This is a genomic window from Leifsonia sp. McL0607, assembly GCF_049993355.1.
In the GTDB taxonomy this organism is placed as follows: Bacteria; Actinomycetota; Actinomycetes; order Actinomycetales; family Microbacteriaceae; genus Leifsonia.
Window position 1 is genome coordinate 3,525,948 of record NZ_CP188253.1, and the last position, 17,757, is coordinate 3,543,704.

At 68.3% G+C, this 17,757-nt stretch carries 19 protein-coding genes; 2 read left to right on the top strand and 17 right to left on the bottom strand.

Annotated features, from left to right (window positions below):
* Positions 1–4: 4 nt before the first annotated feature.
* The 17 genes from nusB to ACPPVW_RS17035 all read right to left on the bottom strand — a co-directional run bounded on the left by nusB (position 5) and on the right by ACPPVW_RS17035 (position 16,125).
* The gene (gene nusB, locus ACPPVW_RS16955) at positions 5–427 is read right to left on the bottom strand and encodes a transcription antitermination factor NusB (protein WP_426624236.1); all 423 of its coding nucleotides are present in this window, start codon (positions 425–427) and stop codon (positions 5–7) included.
* Positions 427–990, bottom strand: a complete 564-nt coding sequence (gene efp, locus ACPPVW_RS16960; protein ID WP_055915862.1) for an elongation factor P — start codon at positions 988–990, stop codon at positions 427–429. Before efp ends, nusB begins: the two co-directional genes overlap by 1 nt.
* A gap of 99 nt (positions 991–1,089) precedes the next feature.
* Positions 1,090–1,527, bottom strand: coding sequence for a type II 3-dehydroquinate dehydratase (locus ACPPVW_RS16965; protein ID WP_426624237.1), 438 nt, complete (start codon positions 1,525–1,527; stop codon positions 1,090–1,092).
* A gap of 5 nt (positions 1,528–1,532) precedes the next feature.
* Positions 1,533–1,922, bottom strand: a complete 390-nt coding sequence (locus ACPPVW_RS16970) for a hypothetical protein (protein ID WP_426624238.1) — start codon at positions 1,920–1,922, stop codon at positions 1,533–1,535.
* Entirely contained in the window at positions 1,922–3,001 is a 1,080-nt protein-coding gene (gene aroB / locus ACPPVW_RS16975) for a 3-dehydroquinate synthase (RefSeq protein ID WP_426624239.1), read from the bottom strand. Before aroB ends, ACPPVW_RS16970 begins: the two co-directional genes overlap by 1 nt.
* On the bottom strand, positions 2,994–3,503 hold the full coding sequence (locus tag ACPPVW_RS16980) for a shikimate kinase (RefSeq protein WP_426624240.1): 510 nt from the start codon (positions 3,501–3,503) through the stop codon (positions 2,994–2,996). Before ACPPVW_RS16980 ends, aroB begins: the two co-directional genes overlap by 8 nt.
* A 6-nt stretch (positions 3,504–3,509) precedes the next feature.
* Positions 3,510–4,718 carry a chorismate synthase gene (aroC, locus tag ACPPVW_RS16985; protein WP_426624241.1) on the bottom strand — a complete coding sequence of 403 codons (1,209 nt, stop codon included), beginning with the start codon at positions 4,716–4,718 and terminating at the stop codon, positions 3,510–3,512.
* Between the two features lie 41 nt (positions 4,719–4,759).
* Positions 4,760–5,281: a GNAT family N-acetyltransferase gene (locus ACPPVW_RS16990; protein WP_426624242.1), complete on the bottom strand. Its 522-nt coding sequence runs from the start codon at positions 5,279–5,281 to the stop codon at positions 4,760–4,762.
* Between the two features lie 11 nt (positions 5,282–5,292).
* Positions 5,293–6,621 carry a shikimate dehydrogenase gene (locus tag ACPPVW_RS16995; RefSeq protein ID WP_426624243.1) on the bottom strand — a complete coding sequence of 443 codons (1,329 nt, stop codon included), beginning with the start codon at positions 6,619–6,621 and terminating at the stop codon, positions 5,293–5,295.
* Positions 6,614–8,185 (bottom strand): endolytic transglycosylase MltG, encoded by a 1,572-nt coding sequence (gene mltG, locus ACPPVW_RS17000; protein WP_426624244.1) that lies wholly within the window; start codon positions 8,183–8,185, stop codon positions 6,614–6,616. Before mltG ends, ACPPVW_RS16995 begins: the two co-directional genes overlap by 8 nt.
* A gap of 64 nt (positions 8,186–8,249) precedes the next feature.
* Positions 8,250–8,717, bottom strand: a complete 468-nt coding sequence (gene ruvX, locus ACPPVW_RS17005) for a Holliday junction resolvase RuvX (protein ID WP_426624245.1) — start codon at positions 8,715–8,717, stop codon at positions 8,250–8,252.
* 3 nt (positions 8,718–8,720) lie between these two features.
* Positions 8,721–11,378 (bottom strand): alanine--tRNA ligase, encoded by a 2,658-nt coding sequence (gene alaS / locus ACPPVW_RS17010; RefSeq protein WP_426624246.1) that lies wholly within the window; start codon positions 11,376–11,378, stop codon positions 8,721–8,723.
* 63 nt (positions 11,379–11,441) lie between these two features.
* Positions 11,442–11,633, bottom strand: coding sequence for a hypothetical protein (locus ACPPVW_RS17015; protein WP_426624247.1), 192 nt, complete (start codon positions 11,631–11,633; stop codon positions 11,442–11,444).
* 50 nt (positions 11,634–11,683) lie between these two features.
* Positions 11,684–12,061: a DUF948 domain-containing protein gene (locus ACPPVW_RS17020; RefSeq protein ID WP_426624248.1), complete on the bottom strand. Its 378-nt coding sequence runs from the start codon at positions 12,059–12,061 to the stop codon at positions 11,684–11,686.
* Positions 12,062–12,226: 165 nt separating this feature from the next.
* Positions 12,227–12,850 (bottom strand): 30S ribosomal protein S4, encoded by a 624-nt coding sequence (gene rpsD / locus ACPPVW_RS17025; protein ID WP_426624249.1) that lies wholly within the window; start codon positions 12,848–12,850, stop codon positions 12,227–12,229.
* Positions 12,851–13,072: 222 nt separating this feature from the next.
* Positions 13,073–14,413: a replication-associated recombination protein A gene (locus ACPPVW_RS17030; protein ID WP_426624250.1), complete on the bottom strand. Its 1,341-nt coding sequence runs from the start codon at positions 14,411–14,413 to the stop codon at positions 13,073–13,075.
* Positions 14,414–14,877: 464 nt separating this feature from the next.
* Positions 14,878–16,125: an IS701 family transposase gene (locus ACPPVW_RS17035; RefSeq protein WP_426624251.1), complete on the bottom strand. Its 1,248-nt coding sequence runs from the start codon at positions 16,123–16,125 to the stop codon at positions 14,878–14,880.
* A gap of 200 nt (positions 16,126–16,325) precedes the next feature.
* On the opposite strand from ACPPVW_RS17035, the gene ACPPVW_RS17040 reads away from it, so the two are divergent.
* Both ACPPVW_RS17040 and ACPPVW_RS17045 read left to right on the top strand, forming a co-directional pair.
* On the top strand, positions 16,326–16,670 hold the full coding sequence (locus tag ACPPVW_RS17040; protein WP_426624252.1) for a hypothetical protein: 345 nt from the start codon (positions 16,326–16,328) through the stop codon (positions 16,668–16,670).
* Positions 16,671–17,113: 443 nt separating this feature from the next.
* Positions 17,114–17,752: a peptidylprolyl isomerase gene (locus ACPPVW_RS17045; RefSeq protein WP_426624253.1), complete on the top strand. Its 639-nt coding sequence runs from the start codon at positions 17,114–17,116 to the stop codon at positions 17,750–17,752.
* Positions 17,753–17,757 lie beyond the last annotated feature (5 nt).

Here is a 17,757-nt window from a genome sequence, read left to right on the forward strand (position 1 = left end):
CCTCTCATGGGCGCTGCGGGCGGTTCTGCGCGATCTTGGCGAGCAGGCCGTTCACGAATCCGGCGGAGTCATCGGTCGAGAGCACGGTCGCCGCCTCCACCGCCTCCGAGATCGCGACGCCGTCCGGGACCTCGTCGTTGAACAGCAGCTCCCACACGCCGATGCGCAGGATCGCACGGTCGACGGCGGGCATCCGGGCGAGGGTCCAGCCCTGCGCGTACGTCTGGATCTGCTCGTCGATCTCGTCGTGGTGGTCGATCACGCCGTCGACGATCTCGCGCGCGTACAGCCAGGAAGCCTCACGCGTCGGCTCGTTCGCGGCGCGTTCCGCCTCGGCGGCCAGCGCCTGCGGCAGCGTGAGTTGACGCAGGTCGGCGCTGAACAGCACGTCGAGCGCGCGCTTGCGCGCCTTGGTCCGGGCGCTCACTAGTCGTTGACGCGGCCGAGGTAGTCGCCGCTGCGAGTGTCGACCTTGACCTTGGTGCCGGTCTCGAGGAACAGCGGGACCTGGATCTGATAGCCAGTCTCGACGGTCGCCGGCTTGGTGCCACCGGTGGAGCGGTCGCCTTGGAGGCCCGGCTCGGTGTAGGTGATCTCGAGCACGACGGAGGCCGGGAGCTCCACGTAGAGCGGGGAGCCCTCGTGCAGAGCCACGGTGACGTTCTGGTTCTCGAGCATGAAGTTGGCGGCGTCGCCGACGACCGGACCCGGGATCGTGATCTGGTCGTAGTCGCTGGTGTCCATGAACACGAAGTCGGCGCCGTCCTGGTACAGGTACTGGTAGTCGCGGCGGTCGACGTTGGTGATCTCGATCTTGGCGCCGGCGTTGTAGGTGCGGTCGACTGTCTTGCCGGTGGTGACGTTCTTCAGCTTCGTGCGGACGAACGCTCCACCCTTGCCCGGCTTGACGTGCTGGAACTCGATGACGCTCCAGAGCTGTCCGTCGATGTTGAGGACGATGCCGTTCTTGATGTCAGCGGTCGATGCCATGCGCGAGTTCCATTCGGTTTTCGGAAGAGTCGGGTGGATGCGGCGCTCCGCACCGTCCACGGAGGGCTCGGCGTACGGAGCCCCAGAAGATTCTAGACGTCAGCGCGCGTTTCGGCGAATGAACGCCAGAGCCAGCCGGTACGACTCGAACCCGAGGCCCGCGATCACGCCCGTCGACACCGCGCTGATGACGCTCGTGTGCCGGAACTCCTCACGGGCGTGCGGGTTCGACAAGTGCACCTCGATCACCGCGCCGCCCGCCTTCGTCACGATCGAGACCGCGTCGCGCAACGCGTACGAGTAGTGCGTCCAGGCACCGGCGTTCAGTATGACAGGCGCGCCGCTGTCGGCGGCCTCGTGCAGCCAGCCCAGCAGCTCGCCCTCGGTGTCCGTCTGGCGCAGGTCGACCTCCAGCTCCGGCGCGTCCTCCTGGAGGACCACCCGGAGGTCGTCGAGCGTGCCCGCGCCGTAGACGTCGGGCTCGCGCGTGCCGAGCCGTCCGAGATTGGGGCCGTTGAGGACGAGGACGGTTGCCATGCCGATCACCCTACCGACGCTTCGCCGTCGGTGAGTGGACGGACGCGCACGGCGGACCACACGTCGTCGACAGCGACGTTGCTGATCGGCCGCCAGCCGAACGACCCGGCCTCCCGGATGAAGGTGTCGCGATTGAAGTCGGCCCGGCCTCCCTTCGGGTAGAGGAACCAGACGGCGCGGGCGCCCGACAGCGTGGGGAGCTCCGTGCCGAACTGCGCCATGAGCTCGTCACGGGTGCGCACGAAGGTGACGGAGACGGCGGCATCCGCCGGTTCGACCTCGACGATGCCTTCAGGGAGGGGGCCGAGCACCGCGCGCTCGTCCGCGCCGGCCCCGACGAGGTTCAGCGCGTCGCCCGCCTTGATGAGAAGCTTCTGCACGATCGTCTTGGCCATCAGGAGCCGATCTCCTGGTAGGCGGCGAAGAGCAGGCTCTGGTCGGGTCCGGCGAGGACCGTCGGCCGTGCGAGGTCGTCGAGCACGATGAACCGCAGGAGGCTCCCGCGCGCCTTCTTGTCGCGCTGCATTGTCGCCAGCAGGGTCTGCCAGCGGCCGACGGGATACGTCGTCGGCAGCGTGAGCGACTCGAGGATCCGGCGATGCCGGTCGACGACCTCGTCGCTCAGCCGGCCGCTCAGACGCGCGAGCTCGGCGGCGAAGACCATGCCGACCGACACGGCAGCGCCATGGCGCCACTGGTAACGCTCCGCGTGCTCGATCGCGTGGCCGAGCGTGTGCCCGTAGTTGAGGATCTCGCGGAGGCCCTGCTCGGTGAAGTCCTCGCCGACCACGCGGGCCTTGATCCCGATCGAGAGCTCCACGAGGCGGCGGAACTCCGGCGACTCCGGGTCGGTGGCGACCTCCACGTCGCGCTCGATGATATCTAGGATCTCGGGCCCGGCGATGAAGCCGTACTTGACGACCTCCGCGAAACCCGCGAGCAGCTCGTTGCGCCCGAGGGAGGTCAGCGTGTCGAGGTCGCCGACCACCGCGGCCGGTGCGTAGAACGCGCCGACGAGGTTCTTGCCCTCGGTGGTGTTGATGCCGGTCTTGCCGCCGACCGCCGCGTCCACCATGCCCAGCAGCGTGGTCGGGACCTGGATCAGGCGCACGCCGCGCAGCCACGTGGCCGCCACGAAGCCGGCCAGGTCGGTCACGGAGCCGCCGCCGAAGCCGATCACGGCGTCGGACCGCGTGAAGTCGGCCTGGCCCATGATGCCCCAGAGGAACGAGGCGACCTCGATCCGCTTCGCCGCCTCCGCGTCGGGGACCTCGGCGAGCAGCACCTCGTACTGCCCGATCAGCGACGCGCGCAGCTCGGCCGCCGCGGCGCCGAGCGTCGGCGGGTGCACGACGAGCACCTTGTTCACGCCGGAGCCGAGGTGCGACGCGAGGCCGAACCGGAGGCCCCGTCCGATGACGACCGGGTACGGGTTCACTCCGTCGACGAGGATCTCGGTGGGTTGGTCAGTCATGCGTCTCCTTCTTCGATCCTGGATCTTCGACCCAGCGCGCGATCTCCTCCACGATGGTGTCGATCGGCCGGGTCGACGTGTCCGCGGTGTAGTCCGCGAGCGACTGGTAGAGCGGGCTGCGCGCCTCGACGAGCCGCTTCCACGACTCGAGATCGGTCACGAGCGGGCGTTTGCGGTTGGTGATCCGCGCGGCGATGGCGTCGGGCTGCACGGTCAGCAGCACGACGCGTGTCGCCGCCAGATCGGCCCGGGTGTCCGGGTCGAGCACCGCGCCGCCGCCGAGCGACACGATGCCGGGACGAGCGAGCGCCTCGGCGACCGCGGCGCGTTCGAGCGCACGGAAGTACGATTCACCGTGCTCGGCGAAGATCTCGGCGATCGTGCCGTGCCGGGCGACCACGACGGCGTCGGTGTCCACGAACGACAGGCCGAGCCGCTTGGCCAAGCGCTTGCCCAGCCGCGTCTTGCCCGCCGCCGGTGGACCGATCAGGACGATCGTCACGGTCGTTCAGGCGTAGGGCGCGCTGACGCGCTCCGTCGCCAGGTTCTCCGGGATGGCGTCGAGGTAGCCGCGCAGGTTGCGGGCCGTCTCGGTCACCGAGTCTCCCCCGAACTTCTCCAGGACGGCGTTGGCCAGCACCAGGGCGACCATGGCCTCGGCGACGACGCCCGCCGCCGGCACCGCACAGACGTCGGAGCGCTGGTGGTGCGCCGGGGCCGCCTCGCTGGTGACGATGTCGATGGTGCGCAGCGCGTGCGGAACCGTCGCGATCGGCTTCATGCCGGCGCGGACGCGCAGGACGCCACCGGTGCTCATGCCGCCCTCGGTGCCGCCCGCCCGGTCGCTCGTGCGCACGATGGTGCCGTCCTCCGCGACGAGCTCGTCGTGCGCCTGCGATCCGCGGCGCGTGGTCGTAAGGAAGCCGTCGCCGACCTCCACGCCCTTGATCGCCTGGATGCCCATGAGCGCGGCCGCGAGCTGGCCGTCGAGCCGGCGGTCCCAGTGCACGTGCGAGCCGAGCCCCGGCGGGAGGCCGTAGGCCAGCACCTCGACGACGCCGCCGAGGGTGTCGCCGTCTTTGTGGGCGTCGTCGACCTCCGCCACCATCCGCTCGGAGGTCGCCGGGTCGAAGCAGCGCAGCGGGTCGGCGTCGAGCGTCGCGACGTCGGCCGGCGTAGGCAGCGGGGCGTCCTCCGGCACGCGCACCGGCCCGATCGAGAGCGTGTGGCTGACCAGGGTGATGCCGAGCTCGGCGAGGAACGAGCGGGCGACAGCGCCGAGCGCGACGCGCGCAGCGGTCTCCCGGGCGCTCGCGCGCTCCAGGACGGGACGCGCCTCGTCGAAGCCGTACTTCTGCATGCCGACCAGGTCGGCGTGGCCTGGGCGCGGACGGGTCAGCGCCGCACCGCGACCGGTCGCGAGCTTCTCGGGCTCCACCGGCTCGGCGCTCATCACGTCCACCCATTTGGGCCACTCGGTGTTGCCGATCCGCAGCGCGATCGGGCTGCCGAGGCTCAGACCGTGGCGGACGCCCGCCGAGACGTCCAGCGCGTCCTGCTCGAACTTCATCCGCGCGCCGCGCCCGTAGCCGAGCTTGCGGCGGGCGAGGTCGGCGCGGACCGCGTCCAGTGAGACAGGCACCCCGGCGGGGAGGCCCTCCAGGACGGCGATGAGTTCGGGGCCGTGGGATTCCCCGGCCGTGAGCCAACGAAGCATGATTCGATTCTGGCACAGCGAGGAGGGGCCGCTTCGCGCCGTTACGGCCGACCCGGCCGGGCTCCGGTCGTGAAGATGTCGGTGTGCGTGAGGAACGCGTGCAGCAGTCGGTCGTCCCCCGAGGTGAAGCCGTGCCGCTCGTAGACCGCGACGGCGCGCGGGCTGGAGTGCACCGTGACCCGTTCCAGCCCGAGCTCCTCGGCGCGGGCCAGAACGACGTCGATCAGGCGCCCGCCGATGCCGTCGTCGCGCCGGTCCGGCACCACGTACGCGCACTGCAGGTCGCCGGAGGCGCGGTCGAACAGCCGTGCGCTCGGCACCCGGTCCAGGATGGCGAGCCAGGTCATGCCCAGAACGCGGCCGTCCTCGACGGCGACGAAGCACTCGTGAGCGCCATGGACGGCGGCCCACGCGGCGAACCGCGTCGCGAAGGCCTCCCTGGTGTCGTCGGGCTCTCCCCCGAACTCGCGGTTGGGGTCCCAGCGCAATCCGCCGACGGCGGCCCACTCGTCCGGGCGGGCTGGGCGGATCTCCAGGCCGGACATCGCGTCTGCGCCGGTCATCGCGCCGGGCGCTACTCGGCCTCGGCCGCGTCGGACCCGTCGCCGAGGGGAGCGCCGTCCGCGTCGATGCCGACCGCCGCGAGCATGGCCTCCAGCACCTGCGGCTCCTCCGGAAGCGGCTGCAGCGGGTCGCCGGAGACGAAGATCCGCACCTGCAGGAGCGCCTGGTGCGCCAGCATCGCCAGCCCGGAGACGACCTTTCCGCCCACCAGCTGCCAGGAGCGACCGAGAGCGTTGGGCCACGGGTCGTAGGCGACCTCGAGGAGCACCGCTCGACGCCGGGTCGAGTCGGTGTAGACCGCGGCGGTGGAGGCTCCGCCCGGCAGCGTGCTGATCACGAGCTCCGGCACGTCGAGCGAGCGATCCGCCTGCGCGAACGACCGGATCCGGATCATCAGGCCGAGTTGGTGGGCGAGCGGCTCCAGCCACACGCTCTTCTGGAGGTCGCGCACGTGCACATCGACACGCTCGGCTCCGAGCTCGGCCGCCGCGACGAGCGCGGAGGAGGCCGTCGCTCCCCCGCCGAGCACGTGCACGTAGCGGGCGCTCTCCAGCCCGGCGGCGCCCAGTGCGCGCACGATGCCCGCGACGTCGGTGTTGAAGCCGGCGATCTCGTCGCCGTCGAGCAGCACGGTGTTGGCGACACCCGTCTGCTCCGCTACACGATCGGCGGAGGTCAGCAGAGGGACGACGGTCTGCTTGAGCGGCATCGTGAGCGACAGCCCCCGCCACTGCGGACCCAGGCTGTCGATGAAGGCGGCCAGGCCGTCCTCGGCGACGTCGACGGGCTCGTACGACCACGGCAGGCCGAGAGCGTCGTATGCCGCGCGATGAAGAGCAGGTGACTTCGAGTGGCCGATCGGCGAACCGAGGACGGCCAGGCGTCGCGCCGGCTCGGCTGCGGTCGCTGCCGCGGCGGTCTCGACCTCGACGATCTCGACCCCCTCGGTTACCTCGACGACCTCGTCGTCGGCGCCAGGCTGCTCGTCGGCGCCAGGCTGCTCGTCGGCGCCAGGCTCCTCGTCGGCCCTGGCCTCAACACTGGCCTGGTGCTCATCATCGGCCTGGGGCTCTTCGTCCTCCATGGGCTCCTCGTTGTCTGCAGCCTCTGCTGCTTCGGCGATCGCCGCCTCCTCAGCCTGCATCTCGCGCTCGGCCTCGACCAGGGCCGCGATCTCCGCCTCCGCTGAGGCCTCGGACATGCCGTCCTCGACCGAGACGTCCGGGACCGAGACGTCCTCGACCGAGACGTCCGGGACCGAAGCGTCGGGGGTCTCCGCGGGCCTCCGGCTCGCTGCGGCGCTGCGCGCTCCCGGTCGGGTCTTCGGTTTCTCACTCATAGTCGGGGTTGTCCTTCATCCACTGCTGCCATTTCTCGACCGCCGCCTCGTGCTCCGCCGCCGTCGTCGAGAAGATCGTCTCGCCGGTCTTGAGGTTCCAGGTCACGAAGAACATCCACGGTCCGTCCGCCGGGTGGACGACCGCGTTGATCGCCAGATCGCCGGGGTTCGAGATCGGCCCGACCGGGAGCCCCGGATGCACATAGGTGTTGTACGGGTTCGAGGCGTCTGCGCGCTCCGCGTCCGTCGTCTCCACCCGGTGCGTGTTGCCGGTGCCGTACGCGACCGTGGCGTCCGACTGCAGGTCCCAGCCCTGCGCGAGCCGGTTGAGGAACACGCGGGCCACCTTTGGGTAGTCGTCCTTGAGACCCGCCTCGCGCTGCACGATCGAGGCGAGCACGACGGTGTTCCAACGGTCGCCGGGGGCGACTCCGGCCTCGTCGAGCGCCTGGAACGACCGGTCGACCATGGTCTTGATCACGTCGTGCGCCGTCGCTCCGGGAACGAACGTGTACGTCGCGGGGAACAGGAAGCCCTCGAGCGTCGTCGCCTGCGCCGGGAGGCCGTACTCGGCCGGGTTCGTCGCGGCCTGCTGGAGTTCGGCGAGGGGGATCTTCGTGGCGTCGGACACCGTCTGCAGGGCGTCCTTCTCGGCCGTCCCCTCGGGGATGACGGCGGTGTTCTGCATTCGGTTGGCCGGATCCTGCAACACGGTCAGCGCCGCCTGGGCGCTCATCGCCTTGGCCAGCTTGAACACCCCGGGCTGGAACTCGACCTCGGGATGCTGGCGGAGCAACAACTCATAGAAGGCCTCGTAGCTCTTCGTGACACCGGCCTTGTGCAGGTTGGTCGCGATCGAGCCTCCGGTGTCGCCCGACTTGATCGTGAACATGACCTGGCCGGTGCCCGACCCCGTGTAGTCGTTGTCGGGCGGGGACAACGACGCGATGAGCTTGGCGACTTGCGGCTGGAACGCGGCGTACGCACCCCCGGCCAGTCCGCCGAGGACTGCGACGATGACAACCGTGATGACGACAGGCTTCACCCAGCGGCGTCTGCGCTTCGACGGCTTGTCATGCGACAGGTGGTTGTGCTGTCGCCACGCCAGCGGGTGCTCGGAGTCCCGTTCCCTCACCTCGCCGCTGTCGTCGGACAGGGGCGACAAGATCGCGTGCAGCGGGGTGTCGACCCGACCGTGATCATCGGCGGCAACGCCGTACGCCGCCTCGTGCCGCCCCGCAGCGCCGACCGCCTCGCGGCCGGACGCAGCCTCTGCGTCGGGATCGACCGAGATCGGACCGGTCACAACCGAGTCGAAGTCCAGCCCGGCGAGCGTCTGCCGGTGGGCGGAGGTCTCCGCAGGAGGCGGGGTCCACGGACCCGGAGTACGCGGGTGTCGCTCATCCACCGGAGACGCCGGGGCCTCTTGCGCCGGGGCGGCCTCCTGCGCCGGGGCGGCCTCGCTCGTCTGCTGCGACTCCCTGGCCTGGAGCGACTCCCTGGCCTGGAGCGCCTCCCTGGCCTGCTGCGCCTCCCTGGCCTCGCGGGCCTCGCGACGGGTCATCGGCTGCCGGTTCACGGCGGGGAAAGCGGGGGGTTCCGGCTTCTCCTGCGGGTTCTGCGACAAACTAGGGTCCAATGCTCGGTTCGACGTTACGGCCCGGCGGATGGCCTGAAGTGCGCTCCGCGTCGAGGGCGTGCTGCAAAATTATCGTGGCGGCCACCTGATCCACCACCGGACGCGCGCTTTTTGAATTCTTGCCCGACGCTCGGAGTGCCGAGTGCGCCGAAACGGTCGAGAGTCGCTCGTCCACCAGCCGCACGGGCACATCGACCTCAGCTTCGAGCGCTTCCGCGAAGGAGACGGCGTCCGCCGTCGACGCGGTATGCGCGCCCGAGAGCGCCAAGGGTAACCCGACGATAATCTCGAAAACTCCGAGTTCGGTCACAATCCGGGCGATCCTGCGGCGATCCGCAGCGTCTTCGGACCGTGCGACCGTCTCCAGCGGTGTCGCCAGCATCCCGTGCGGGTCCGATCGGCTCACACCGATGCGGACCGTGCCGACGTCGATGCCGAGCCGCACTCCGCTCCGCACGGGTCAGCCGATCGCCGAGACCACGGCCGAGAGCGCAGCGGGGATCGCCTCGGCGTCCGTCCCGCCGCCCTGCGCGAGATCGGCTTTGCCGCCGCCGCCGCCGCCGAGCACCCCGGCCGCGGTCTTGGCGAGCGCACCGGCGTTCACGCCGGCGTCTCGCGCGGCCTGGTTCGTCGCCACGATGACCACCGGCTTTCCGGCGGCACGCGCCGCCAGCGCGACGGTCGCGGAGTCGGAGCCCAGGCGCTCGCGCACGGTCGTCACCAGGAGGCGCAGATCGTCCGCCGAGTTCAGCGCGCCGGCGTCCTCGGCGACCACCGTGACCGCGCCACGGCGCGTCGCCGACTCCAGCAGTGACGGCACCTTGTCGAGCACCGCACGCGCCTCGAACGCCTGGATGCGCTTCTCCGCGGCCTTCAGGCTGGCCATGAGGTCGGCGATCTTCTCGGGGAGCTGCTCGCGCGGTGTCTTGAGCGCACCGGACAGCTGGGAGACGATCGTCCGCTCGACCGCGAGATCCTGGAAGGCCTCCAGGCCCACCAGGGACTCGACCCGGCGGTTGGTCGAGCCGACCGACGACTCGCTGACCAGGTTGATCATCCCGATCTCGGCGCTGGTGGACACGTGGGTGCCAGCGCAGAGCTCGCGCGACCACGGACCGCCGATGTCGACCACGCGCACGACATCGCCGTACTTCTCGCCGAAGAGGGCCATCGCCCCGAGCGCCTTGGCCTCCGCGAGCGGGAGCTCCCGGGTCGTGACCTGCAAGTTGTCGCGGATCGCGTTGTTCGAGATCTCTTCGATCTCGCTGCGCGTCTCGGGAGACAACGCCTGATTCCAGGAGAAGTCGAGACGGAGGTAGCCCGCCTTGTTGAACGATCCCGACTGGTGGGCGTTGGGGCCGAGCACCTGGCGCAGGGCCGCGTGGATGATGTGCGTGCCCGAGTGCGCCTGCTTAGCGCCGCGCCGATACTCGGCGTCCACGAGACTCGTCGCGGGTGCCCCGACGCCGACCTCGCCGCTGCGAACGAGCACCTTGTGGCTGATCAGCCCCTTGACCGGCTTCTGCACGTCGAGCACGTCGAGCTCGTAGCCCTGGCCCACGATCGTGCCCGCGTCGGCGTCCTGCCCGCCGGATTCCGCGTAGAGGGAGGTCGCGCTGAGGATGACCTCGGCGAGCTGGCCCTCGCGCGCGACGCTGACGGACTTGCCGTCGACGATCAACCCCAGCACGCTCGACTCGGTCTCGAGGTCGGCGTAGCCGGTGAACACGGTTTCGCCCTGCGCACGGAACGCGCTGTAGACCGAGAGGTCGGCGAGAGCGGTCTTCTTCGCCTTGGCATCGGCCTTCGCACGGGCGCGCTGGTCGGCCATGAGGGTGTCGAACGCCGCGCGGTCGACTCTGAGCCCGGCCTCCTCGGCCATCTCGAGGGTCAGGTCGATCGGGAAGCCGTACGTGTCGTGCAGCAGGAACGCGGTGTCGCCCGCGAGCTGCCCGCTGCCCGCCTTGCGCGTGTTCGCGACCGCCGTGTCGAGGATGCTGGTGCCTGCCGCGAGCGTGCGCAGGAACGTCTCCTCCTCCGCGTACGCGAGTTGCGACGTGCGGGCGAACTCGGCCTCCACCTCGGGGTATGCCGCCTTCATGGCGTCGCGCGAGGCGGGAAGGAGCTCGGGGAACGTCGCCGTCTCCACGCCCAGGAGGCGCATCGCGCGCACCGTGCGGCGCAGCAGCCGGCGCAGCACGTAGCCGCGGCCCTCGTTCGACGGCGTCACGCCGTCGGTCATCAGCATGAGCGCGCTGCGCACGTGGTCGGCGACGACGCGCAGTCGTACGTCGTCCTCGTGCGCCTCGTTGCCGTACGGCTTGCCGGCGAGCTCCGCCGCGCGGTCGAGCACAGGGCGCACCTGGTCGATCTCGTACATGTTGTCGACGCCCTGCTTGATGAACGCGACGCGCTCGAGGCCGAGGCCGGTGTCGATGTTCTTCTTCGGGAGGTCGCCGAGGATCTCGAAGTCCTTCTTGCCCGTTCCCTCGCCGCGCAGGTACTGCATGAAGACGAGGTTCCAGATCTCGACGTACCGGTCGTCGTCCGTCGCGGGGCCGCCGTCGACGCCGTAGGCCGGACCGCGGTCGAAGAAGATCTCGGAGCACGGGCCGGCAGGGCCGGGCTGACCGGTCGACCAGTAGTTGGTGTCCTTGCCCAGGCCCTGGATGCGCACGGCGGGCAGGCCGGCGACACGGCTCCAGATCTCGCGGGCCTCGTCGTCCTCCTCATAGACGGTGACCCACAGATCCTTCGGATCGAAGCCGAGCCCGCCCTCGTCTTCTGACGAAGTCAAGAGCTCCCAGGCGAACGTGATCGCCTGCTCCTTGAAGTAGTCGCCGAACGAGAAGTTGCCGCACATCTGGAAGAACGTGCCGTGCCGCGGGGTCTTGCCGACCTCCTCGATGTCGAGGGTGCGGATGCATTTCTGCACGCTCGTGGCGCGCGGGAACGGGGCGGGGACCACACCGGTCAGGTACGGCACGAACGGCACCATGCCGGCCACCGTGAACAGCAGAGACGGGTCGTCGCTGACGAGCGAGGCGGACGGGACGACGGTGTGGCCGCGCGTGGCGAAGAAGTCGAGCCAGCGGCGGTGGATTTCAGCAGTCTGCATGGGTTCCGGTCATTCGAGGTAGTGCGAAAGCTAGTCGAGGGTGGTGCACGAAGAGACGAGGGATCAGTCCCAGTCGATGGCCGAGCGGATCTCGGCCTCGCGCTGACGGTAGCCGTCCGAGACGGCCTCCCCGAAGTTGCGCGCCTTCTTGTCGAGCGTGCCGAAGAACTCGCGACCCTTGGGGGTCTCGTTGACCTTGTGGGCGACGGCGAAGCCGACGGCGACGCCGATCAGGAGCCACAGGAAACTCTTCATTTGCAGGATCTTCCCTCCGTGGATGCGTGCGTGAGCGCACTCGCGCAAGTCTAGTCCGCCTTGCCGCGGGAACGGCGGGTCGCGCCGGGCACCCGGAAGGCCGCGCGCACTGCCGCGCTGAACCCGGCCAGCTTGATCAGAGGGCCTCCCACGGTCGCGGCGAAGAGCGCGACGAGCGCGGACACGTTTCCGGTGACATCGGCCACGTTCTTGGTGATGACGTCGACCCTCGCGAGCTGCTTGTTGGTCTCTTGCAGGGTCGTCGCCGTCTCGTCCAGGATGGGCGTGATGCCGTCGCTGGCCTCCTTGATGGCGTCCCGCGTGGAGTCGAGGACGCGCCCCAGCTTGAGCAGCGGGACCGCGATGAACCCGACCAGCACGGCGAACACCGCCGCCGCGATCAGACCAGCGATGTCGCCTCCGGACATGTCGGCTCCCTCCATTCCGAGACGGGCATACATCCCAGCGTAACGGGAACGCGGCGTACCGGAACCCCGTTCATCCCAGAACGCTCCGGAAAAGCAGAACGCTCCGGAAAAGCAGAACGGGGCCGTGGCCGAAGCCACGACCCCGTTGCCGGGAGTATCGACGCCTTAGCGGGCGGCGTAGTACTCGACGACCAGCTGGACCTCGCAGGTGACGGGGACCTCGGCGCGCTTCGGGCGGCGCACGAGGCGGGCCTGCAGCTTGTCGAGCTCGACCTCGAGGTAGCCCGGGATCTTCGGCAGGACGTCGACGTGACCGCCGGCGGCTGCGACCTGGAAGGGCTCGGTGCCCTCGGAGCGGGCCTTGACGTGGATGAGCTGACCCGGCTTCAGGCGGAACGATGGGCGGTCCACGATCTTGCCGTCGACCAGGATGTGGCGGTGCACGACGAACTGGCGGGCCTGCGAGATGGTGCGGGCGAAGCCGGCGCGGAGCACCAGGGCGTCCAGACGCATCTCGAGGAGCTCGACCAGGTTCTCACCGGTCAGGCCACCGGTGCGACGGGCCTCTTCGAACGCGATGCGGATCTGCTTCTCGCGGATGCCGTACTGGGCGCGAAGACGCTGCTTCTCGCGCAGACGCACGGCGTAGTCGGAGTCGGCCTTGCGCTTGGTGCGGCCGTGCTCACCCGGGGCGTACGGGCGCTTCTCCATGTAGCGGGCCGCCTTCGGGGTCAGGGCGATGCCCAGGGCGCGCGACTCGCGGGTCTTGCTGCGGGAACGTGAAGACACGGTTTCCTTTCGGTTTTCTCTCTACAAAATGATCGCAGGCGTACAGGACCTGCACAGGTCTGTGACAGACGCAGGTCTGTGACAAAACAGATGTCTGTGGCAGACAGAGAGAGGGATTCACGCCAGGGACGCCCGGCTACAGGGCCGTTCCCGTCGAGAGCGTGTCTCGGGCAGCCGCACCCTGAACACGCTTCTAGGCCCGTCGATTCTAGCAGATCGCGGTCAGCGCCCGCGCACGATGCGCCGCAGCTTCGCCAGCCGCGCGGCGACGTCGCGCTCGTTGCCGTGCTCGGTCGGCGCATAGTACGTCGTGTCGCGCAGTTCGTCGGGCAGGTACTGCTGTTCGAGCACGCCCAGCGCGTCGTCGTGCGGGTACTTGTAGCCCTTGCCGTGGCCGAGTCGCTTGGCGCCGGGATAGTGCGCGTCGCGCAGATGCTTGGGCACCCGGCCGATCTTGCCTGCGCGCACGTCGGCGATGGCGGCGTCGAGCGCCATATAGGCCGCGTTCGACTTGGGAGCGGTGGCGAGGTGCACGACCGCCTGGGCGAGCGGGATCCGTCCCTCCGGCATCCCGATGTACTGCACGGCGTCGGCGGCGGCGATTGCGACGACGAGCGCTTGCGGGTCGGCCATTCCGATGTCTTCGGAGGCCGAGACGATGATTCTGCGGGCGATGAATCGGGGGTCCTCCCCCGCTTCGATCATCCGGGCGAGGTAGTGCAGGGCGGCGTCGACGTCGGACCCGCGCACCGACTTGATGAAAGCGCTGATGACGTCGTAGTGCTCGTCGCCGTTGCGGTCGTAGCGCAGCAGAGCGCGGTCGACGGCCTGGGCCACGAGCTCCGCCGTGATGACCGGCTTCTTCGTGGAGGTGGCAGGGGTCGCCGAGGCGGCCGACACCGATGCGGCCTCCAGCGCCGTGAGTGCGCGGCGCGCGTCTCCGGAGGCGAGCCGGATGAGGGCGGCGCGCGCCTCGTCGTCGAGGGCGTACTGACCGGCCAGGCCGCGGTCGTCCGTGACCGCCCTGTCGATCACGACGCCGAGGTCGTCGTCGCTCAGCGTCTCGAGCGTGAGCAGGAGGGAGCGCGAGAGCAGCGGCGAGATGACCGAGAACGAGGGGTTCTCGGTGGTCGCGGCCACGAGGATGACCCAGCCGTTCTCGACACCGGGGAGGAGGGCGTCCTGCTGCGCCTTGGTGAACCGGTGGATCTCGTCGAGGAACAGCACGGTCGAGACGCCGTACAGGTCGCGCGTCGAGAGCGCCTCGTCCATGACCAGCCGTACGTCTTTCACACCGGCCGTGACGGCGGAGAGCTCGACGAACCGCCGCCCGGAGGAGTGCGCGATGGCCTGCGCCAGCGTCGTCTTGCCCGTGCCGGGAGGACCCCAGAGGATGACCGAGACGGACCCGCTCTGCCCCTCCTTGTCGGTCGCGAGGGCGACGAGCGGGGAGCCGGGGCGCAGCAGGTGACGTTGCCCGGCGACCTCGTCGAGGGATTTCGGCCGCATGCGCACGGCGAGAGGCGTCGCTCCCGTCCGGAGCCCAGGTTGCACGTCGACCACCCGACAAGATTAGTCGCAGCCACCGACATCTCCGTCGGTGCCGACGATCGAGAGCGTTTCTGAGATCGTCGCCAGCGTAGGAAATGGGGCCAAGATCGCTGCTCCAACGACCATGGCCCCACTCGAATGCTGTCAGGCCTCTCCGACGCTTGTCAGCTTCGGCCGCCTACTGCACTCGGACGGAAGGCCGCGATGAGGGCCAAGAATAAGGCTACGAGAGCACCGGCCCCAAACCACAGCCATGAGTTCGCCTGGCCTGCAAACTCGCCGGCCGCGGATCCAACTATACCGGCCGCGAGGACTGTCAGTGGGGCCCACTGCCTGACCTTGATTTTCCGGACATTAATCATCGTCGCACCTCCTAGTAGTACTTGGTTAGGTTGGTCCGGCGCGTTTGCAGTAGGGGCAGTGGCTGAGGAGTCGGATGACCGCGGTTTGGAGTTCGCGGAGGATCTCGTAGAAGCTCAGGCTGCCCCTGCTGCTTTTGGGTCGGCGGCCAGTCGTTGGGTGGTGATGAACAGGTGTGCGGCGGTGACGAGGGTGACGTGGTGGTGCCAGCCGAGCCAGGTGCGGCCCTCGAAGTGGTCCAACCCGAGGCCGTGTTTGAGTTCGCGGTAGTCGTGCTCGATGCGCCATCGGATCTTCCCGAGCCGGACGAGCTCGGTGGTCGGCGTGTCGGGCGGGAGCGTGGAGAGCCAGTAATCGGTGGGCTCGGTGGCGTCGTGGGGCCACTCGATCAACAACCAGCAGTCGGGCAACGACCCGTCTGGGTTGCGGGGCAGGTTTCGGTTCGCGGGACGCACTCGTGTTGCGGCAAACCGGCTGGTCATGGCACCTTTCGACCCTTGCCGCCAGGACGCTTGCTGGAACGCGCCGGCGGGCAGGGCCTCGGCGTAGGCCTTCGCCTGGACCGGGGTGCTCCGGTAACTGGCCGTAGTGAACGGGCGCCCCCGTTTCCCGGTCTGTTCGGGCATCTCGAACCGGGCGGCGGCATCGTGCACGCTCGTCGACGACTTCACCTGCACGATGTAGGGGATCGCTCGTTCGGTCAGGCCGGTGCGGAAGGACCCGATCTCCCCATAGCCGGCATCGCCGACCATCACCGGCGGGCGCAGCCCCCACGAGCCCAGCTCGTCGATCATCTCCAGCGCGAGTTCCCACTTGGCGCGGTGCCGGACGGTGTCCGGGATCTGCGCCTTCACCCGCCGCGCCGCGATCTGCTCAGCGTCCTCGTTCGTATCCGCGCAGGCGTCGTCCCACGACTCTGGCAAGAACAGCCGCCACCCCAGCGGACACGACGCAGCATCGGTGACAGCATGCACGCTGACGCCGATCTGCACGTTCCCGATCTTCCCCAAGGTGCCCGAATACTGGCGGGCGACGCCAGGAGAGGCCGGGCCGTCTTTCACGAACCCGGTGTCATCAACCACCCACGCTTCCGGGCCGATCAGTCCGACGCCCGCACGCGCGAGCTGCCTGCGGACCGGCTCGACCGGCCACCGCGACGAGGACACGAACTGCTGCAACTGCTGGTAATCGATCCCGAGCCGATCACCCATCGGCTGCATCGACTTACGCCGACCCTCCAGCATCAGCCCCTGCAAATACAGGCCACCCTTCGCCCGCTGATCCTTCCGCGCAAGCGACGCGAAGACCTCGCCCACGAACTCGTCCAACTCCCCGCGCACCCGCTCGATCTCAACCCGATCCACCCCGCGAGATTAACAGCCTCAGCCAGAGTTAACAAGACCTAACCAAGTACTACTAGAGAGACAGCTGGCAATAAGAGTTGGTGCAGTAGAACTCAGCTCCGCGTTGTGGGCCGACGAATCCAGCACGATAGGCATAGTTGTTAATCTTGAATGACTCGCCGTTCGAGCAGAGCGGCGAGACCTGACTCGGCACGCACAACTTGAGCGTCGCGCTCGAAACCCAAGCAGCGTTGTCCGGCCCCGTGCTCAAGCGCTGCGTCGTGTTGTTATCAAAGCGCCATCCCGCCACCATTCCCGCCGGCGATGCACTCCACGTCATATTTGCGGTCGATGAGGTCATAACACTGCCGTTCATGCAGATGTTGGTATTCAGGGTGATTGTGCCCAGCGGAATCGGCATCGACGCCTCGTATATCACGAATTGCCTCTGCATCGGATTGCATGCTTCCGCGTGTGCTGGCGCAGCAAAGAGCAAGCTCGTCGCCGCCAAGCCCAAGACCGCTGCGGTCGCAAGCCCGAGCCGGCGTAAACCACTGAGTCGCTGAACCATACTTCGAATGTTTCTCATCATTGCGTCTTTTCCTGGTGTCGATATCGGCCAACAGTCTGGCCGAGCCTCATACGCTAGAGCTTTGCTTCGAAGTAAGCAATTTGCGATTTTTCCATTTTGTATTTTACAAATCGGTACGTCCGCTGGCGCATACTGGGCGCTACCTCGAGCGCGGTCTGCGGTGCGTGCCTATTGCTCCAGCACAGTTTTGCATCACGGAAGTCGGCAGATATCGTTCTGCAATGGTTGGGGACCAACTGAATCAACTACTTCGAGAACCACCGTCGTCTTCAGCGCCTGGAGGAATGCGTGTCACCAAGCAATCAGAACGCTCGCGAAGCACGCCAAGCCCGTGAACGGCTCCGCGCGTACCAAGCACGACAGACCGTTCATCACCAGAAGTCCCAACGGCGACGACGAGACAATTGGATTTCCGGAGTGGCCGTCATCGCGATCGTCCTACTCGCGGTAGCTACACAGTTGCTGTATTTTTCTAAGCCTGCAGCAACGAGTTCGTCTGCGACGCCGTCACCGTCGTCATCTGCTTTGGCGCTCCCGCCGAAGTCGCTCGCACAAGACCGCACGTGGACGGGCACGTTGACTATTAACGGCATTCATCTCGAGGTGGCTCTAGATGGCGCAAAAGCACCCCAAGCTGTGTCTTCCACGGTGTATCTCACTCAGCGAGGTTTCTACGACGGGCTGAGTTGCCACAGGCTCACCAACGGAGGGTTCTTCATCCTGCAGTGTGGAGATCCCAAGGGGGACGGCACAGGCGGTCCCGGCTACACATACGGCCCCGTCGAAAACGCACCGGCAGACAACCACTACAAAGCCGGAACGATCGCAATGGCGCGTGAAAGCGACAATGCAAACAGCCAGGGCAGCCAATTCTTCATCGTCTACGAAGACACCACTATCCCAACGGATTCCGCGGGTGGTTACACCGTCCTGGGAACAGTTACAAGCGGATTGGCAGAACTCAAGAGCCACATCGCCGACAAGGGCGTTCAGGGCGGCGGGACAAATGGCAAGCCCGTCGTGGCGACGAAGATCGACGGCTTCACGCTGCAGTGATCGTG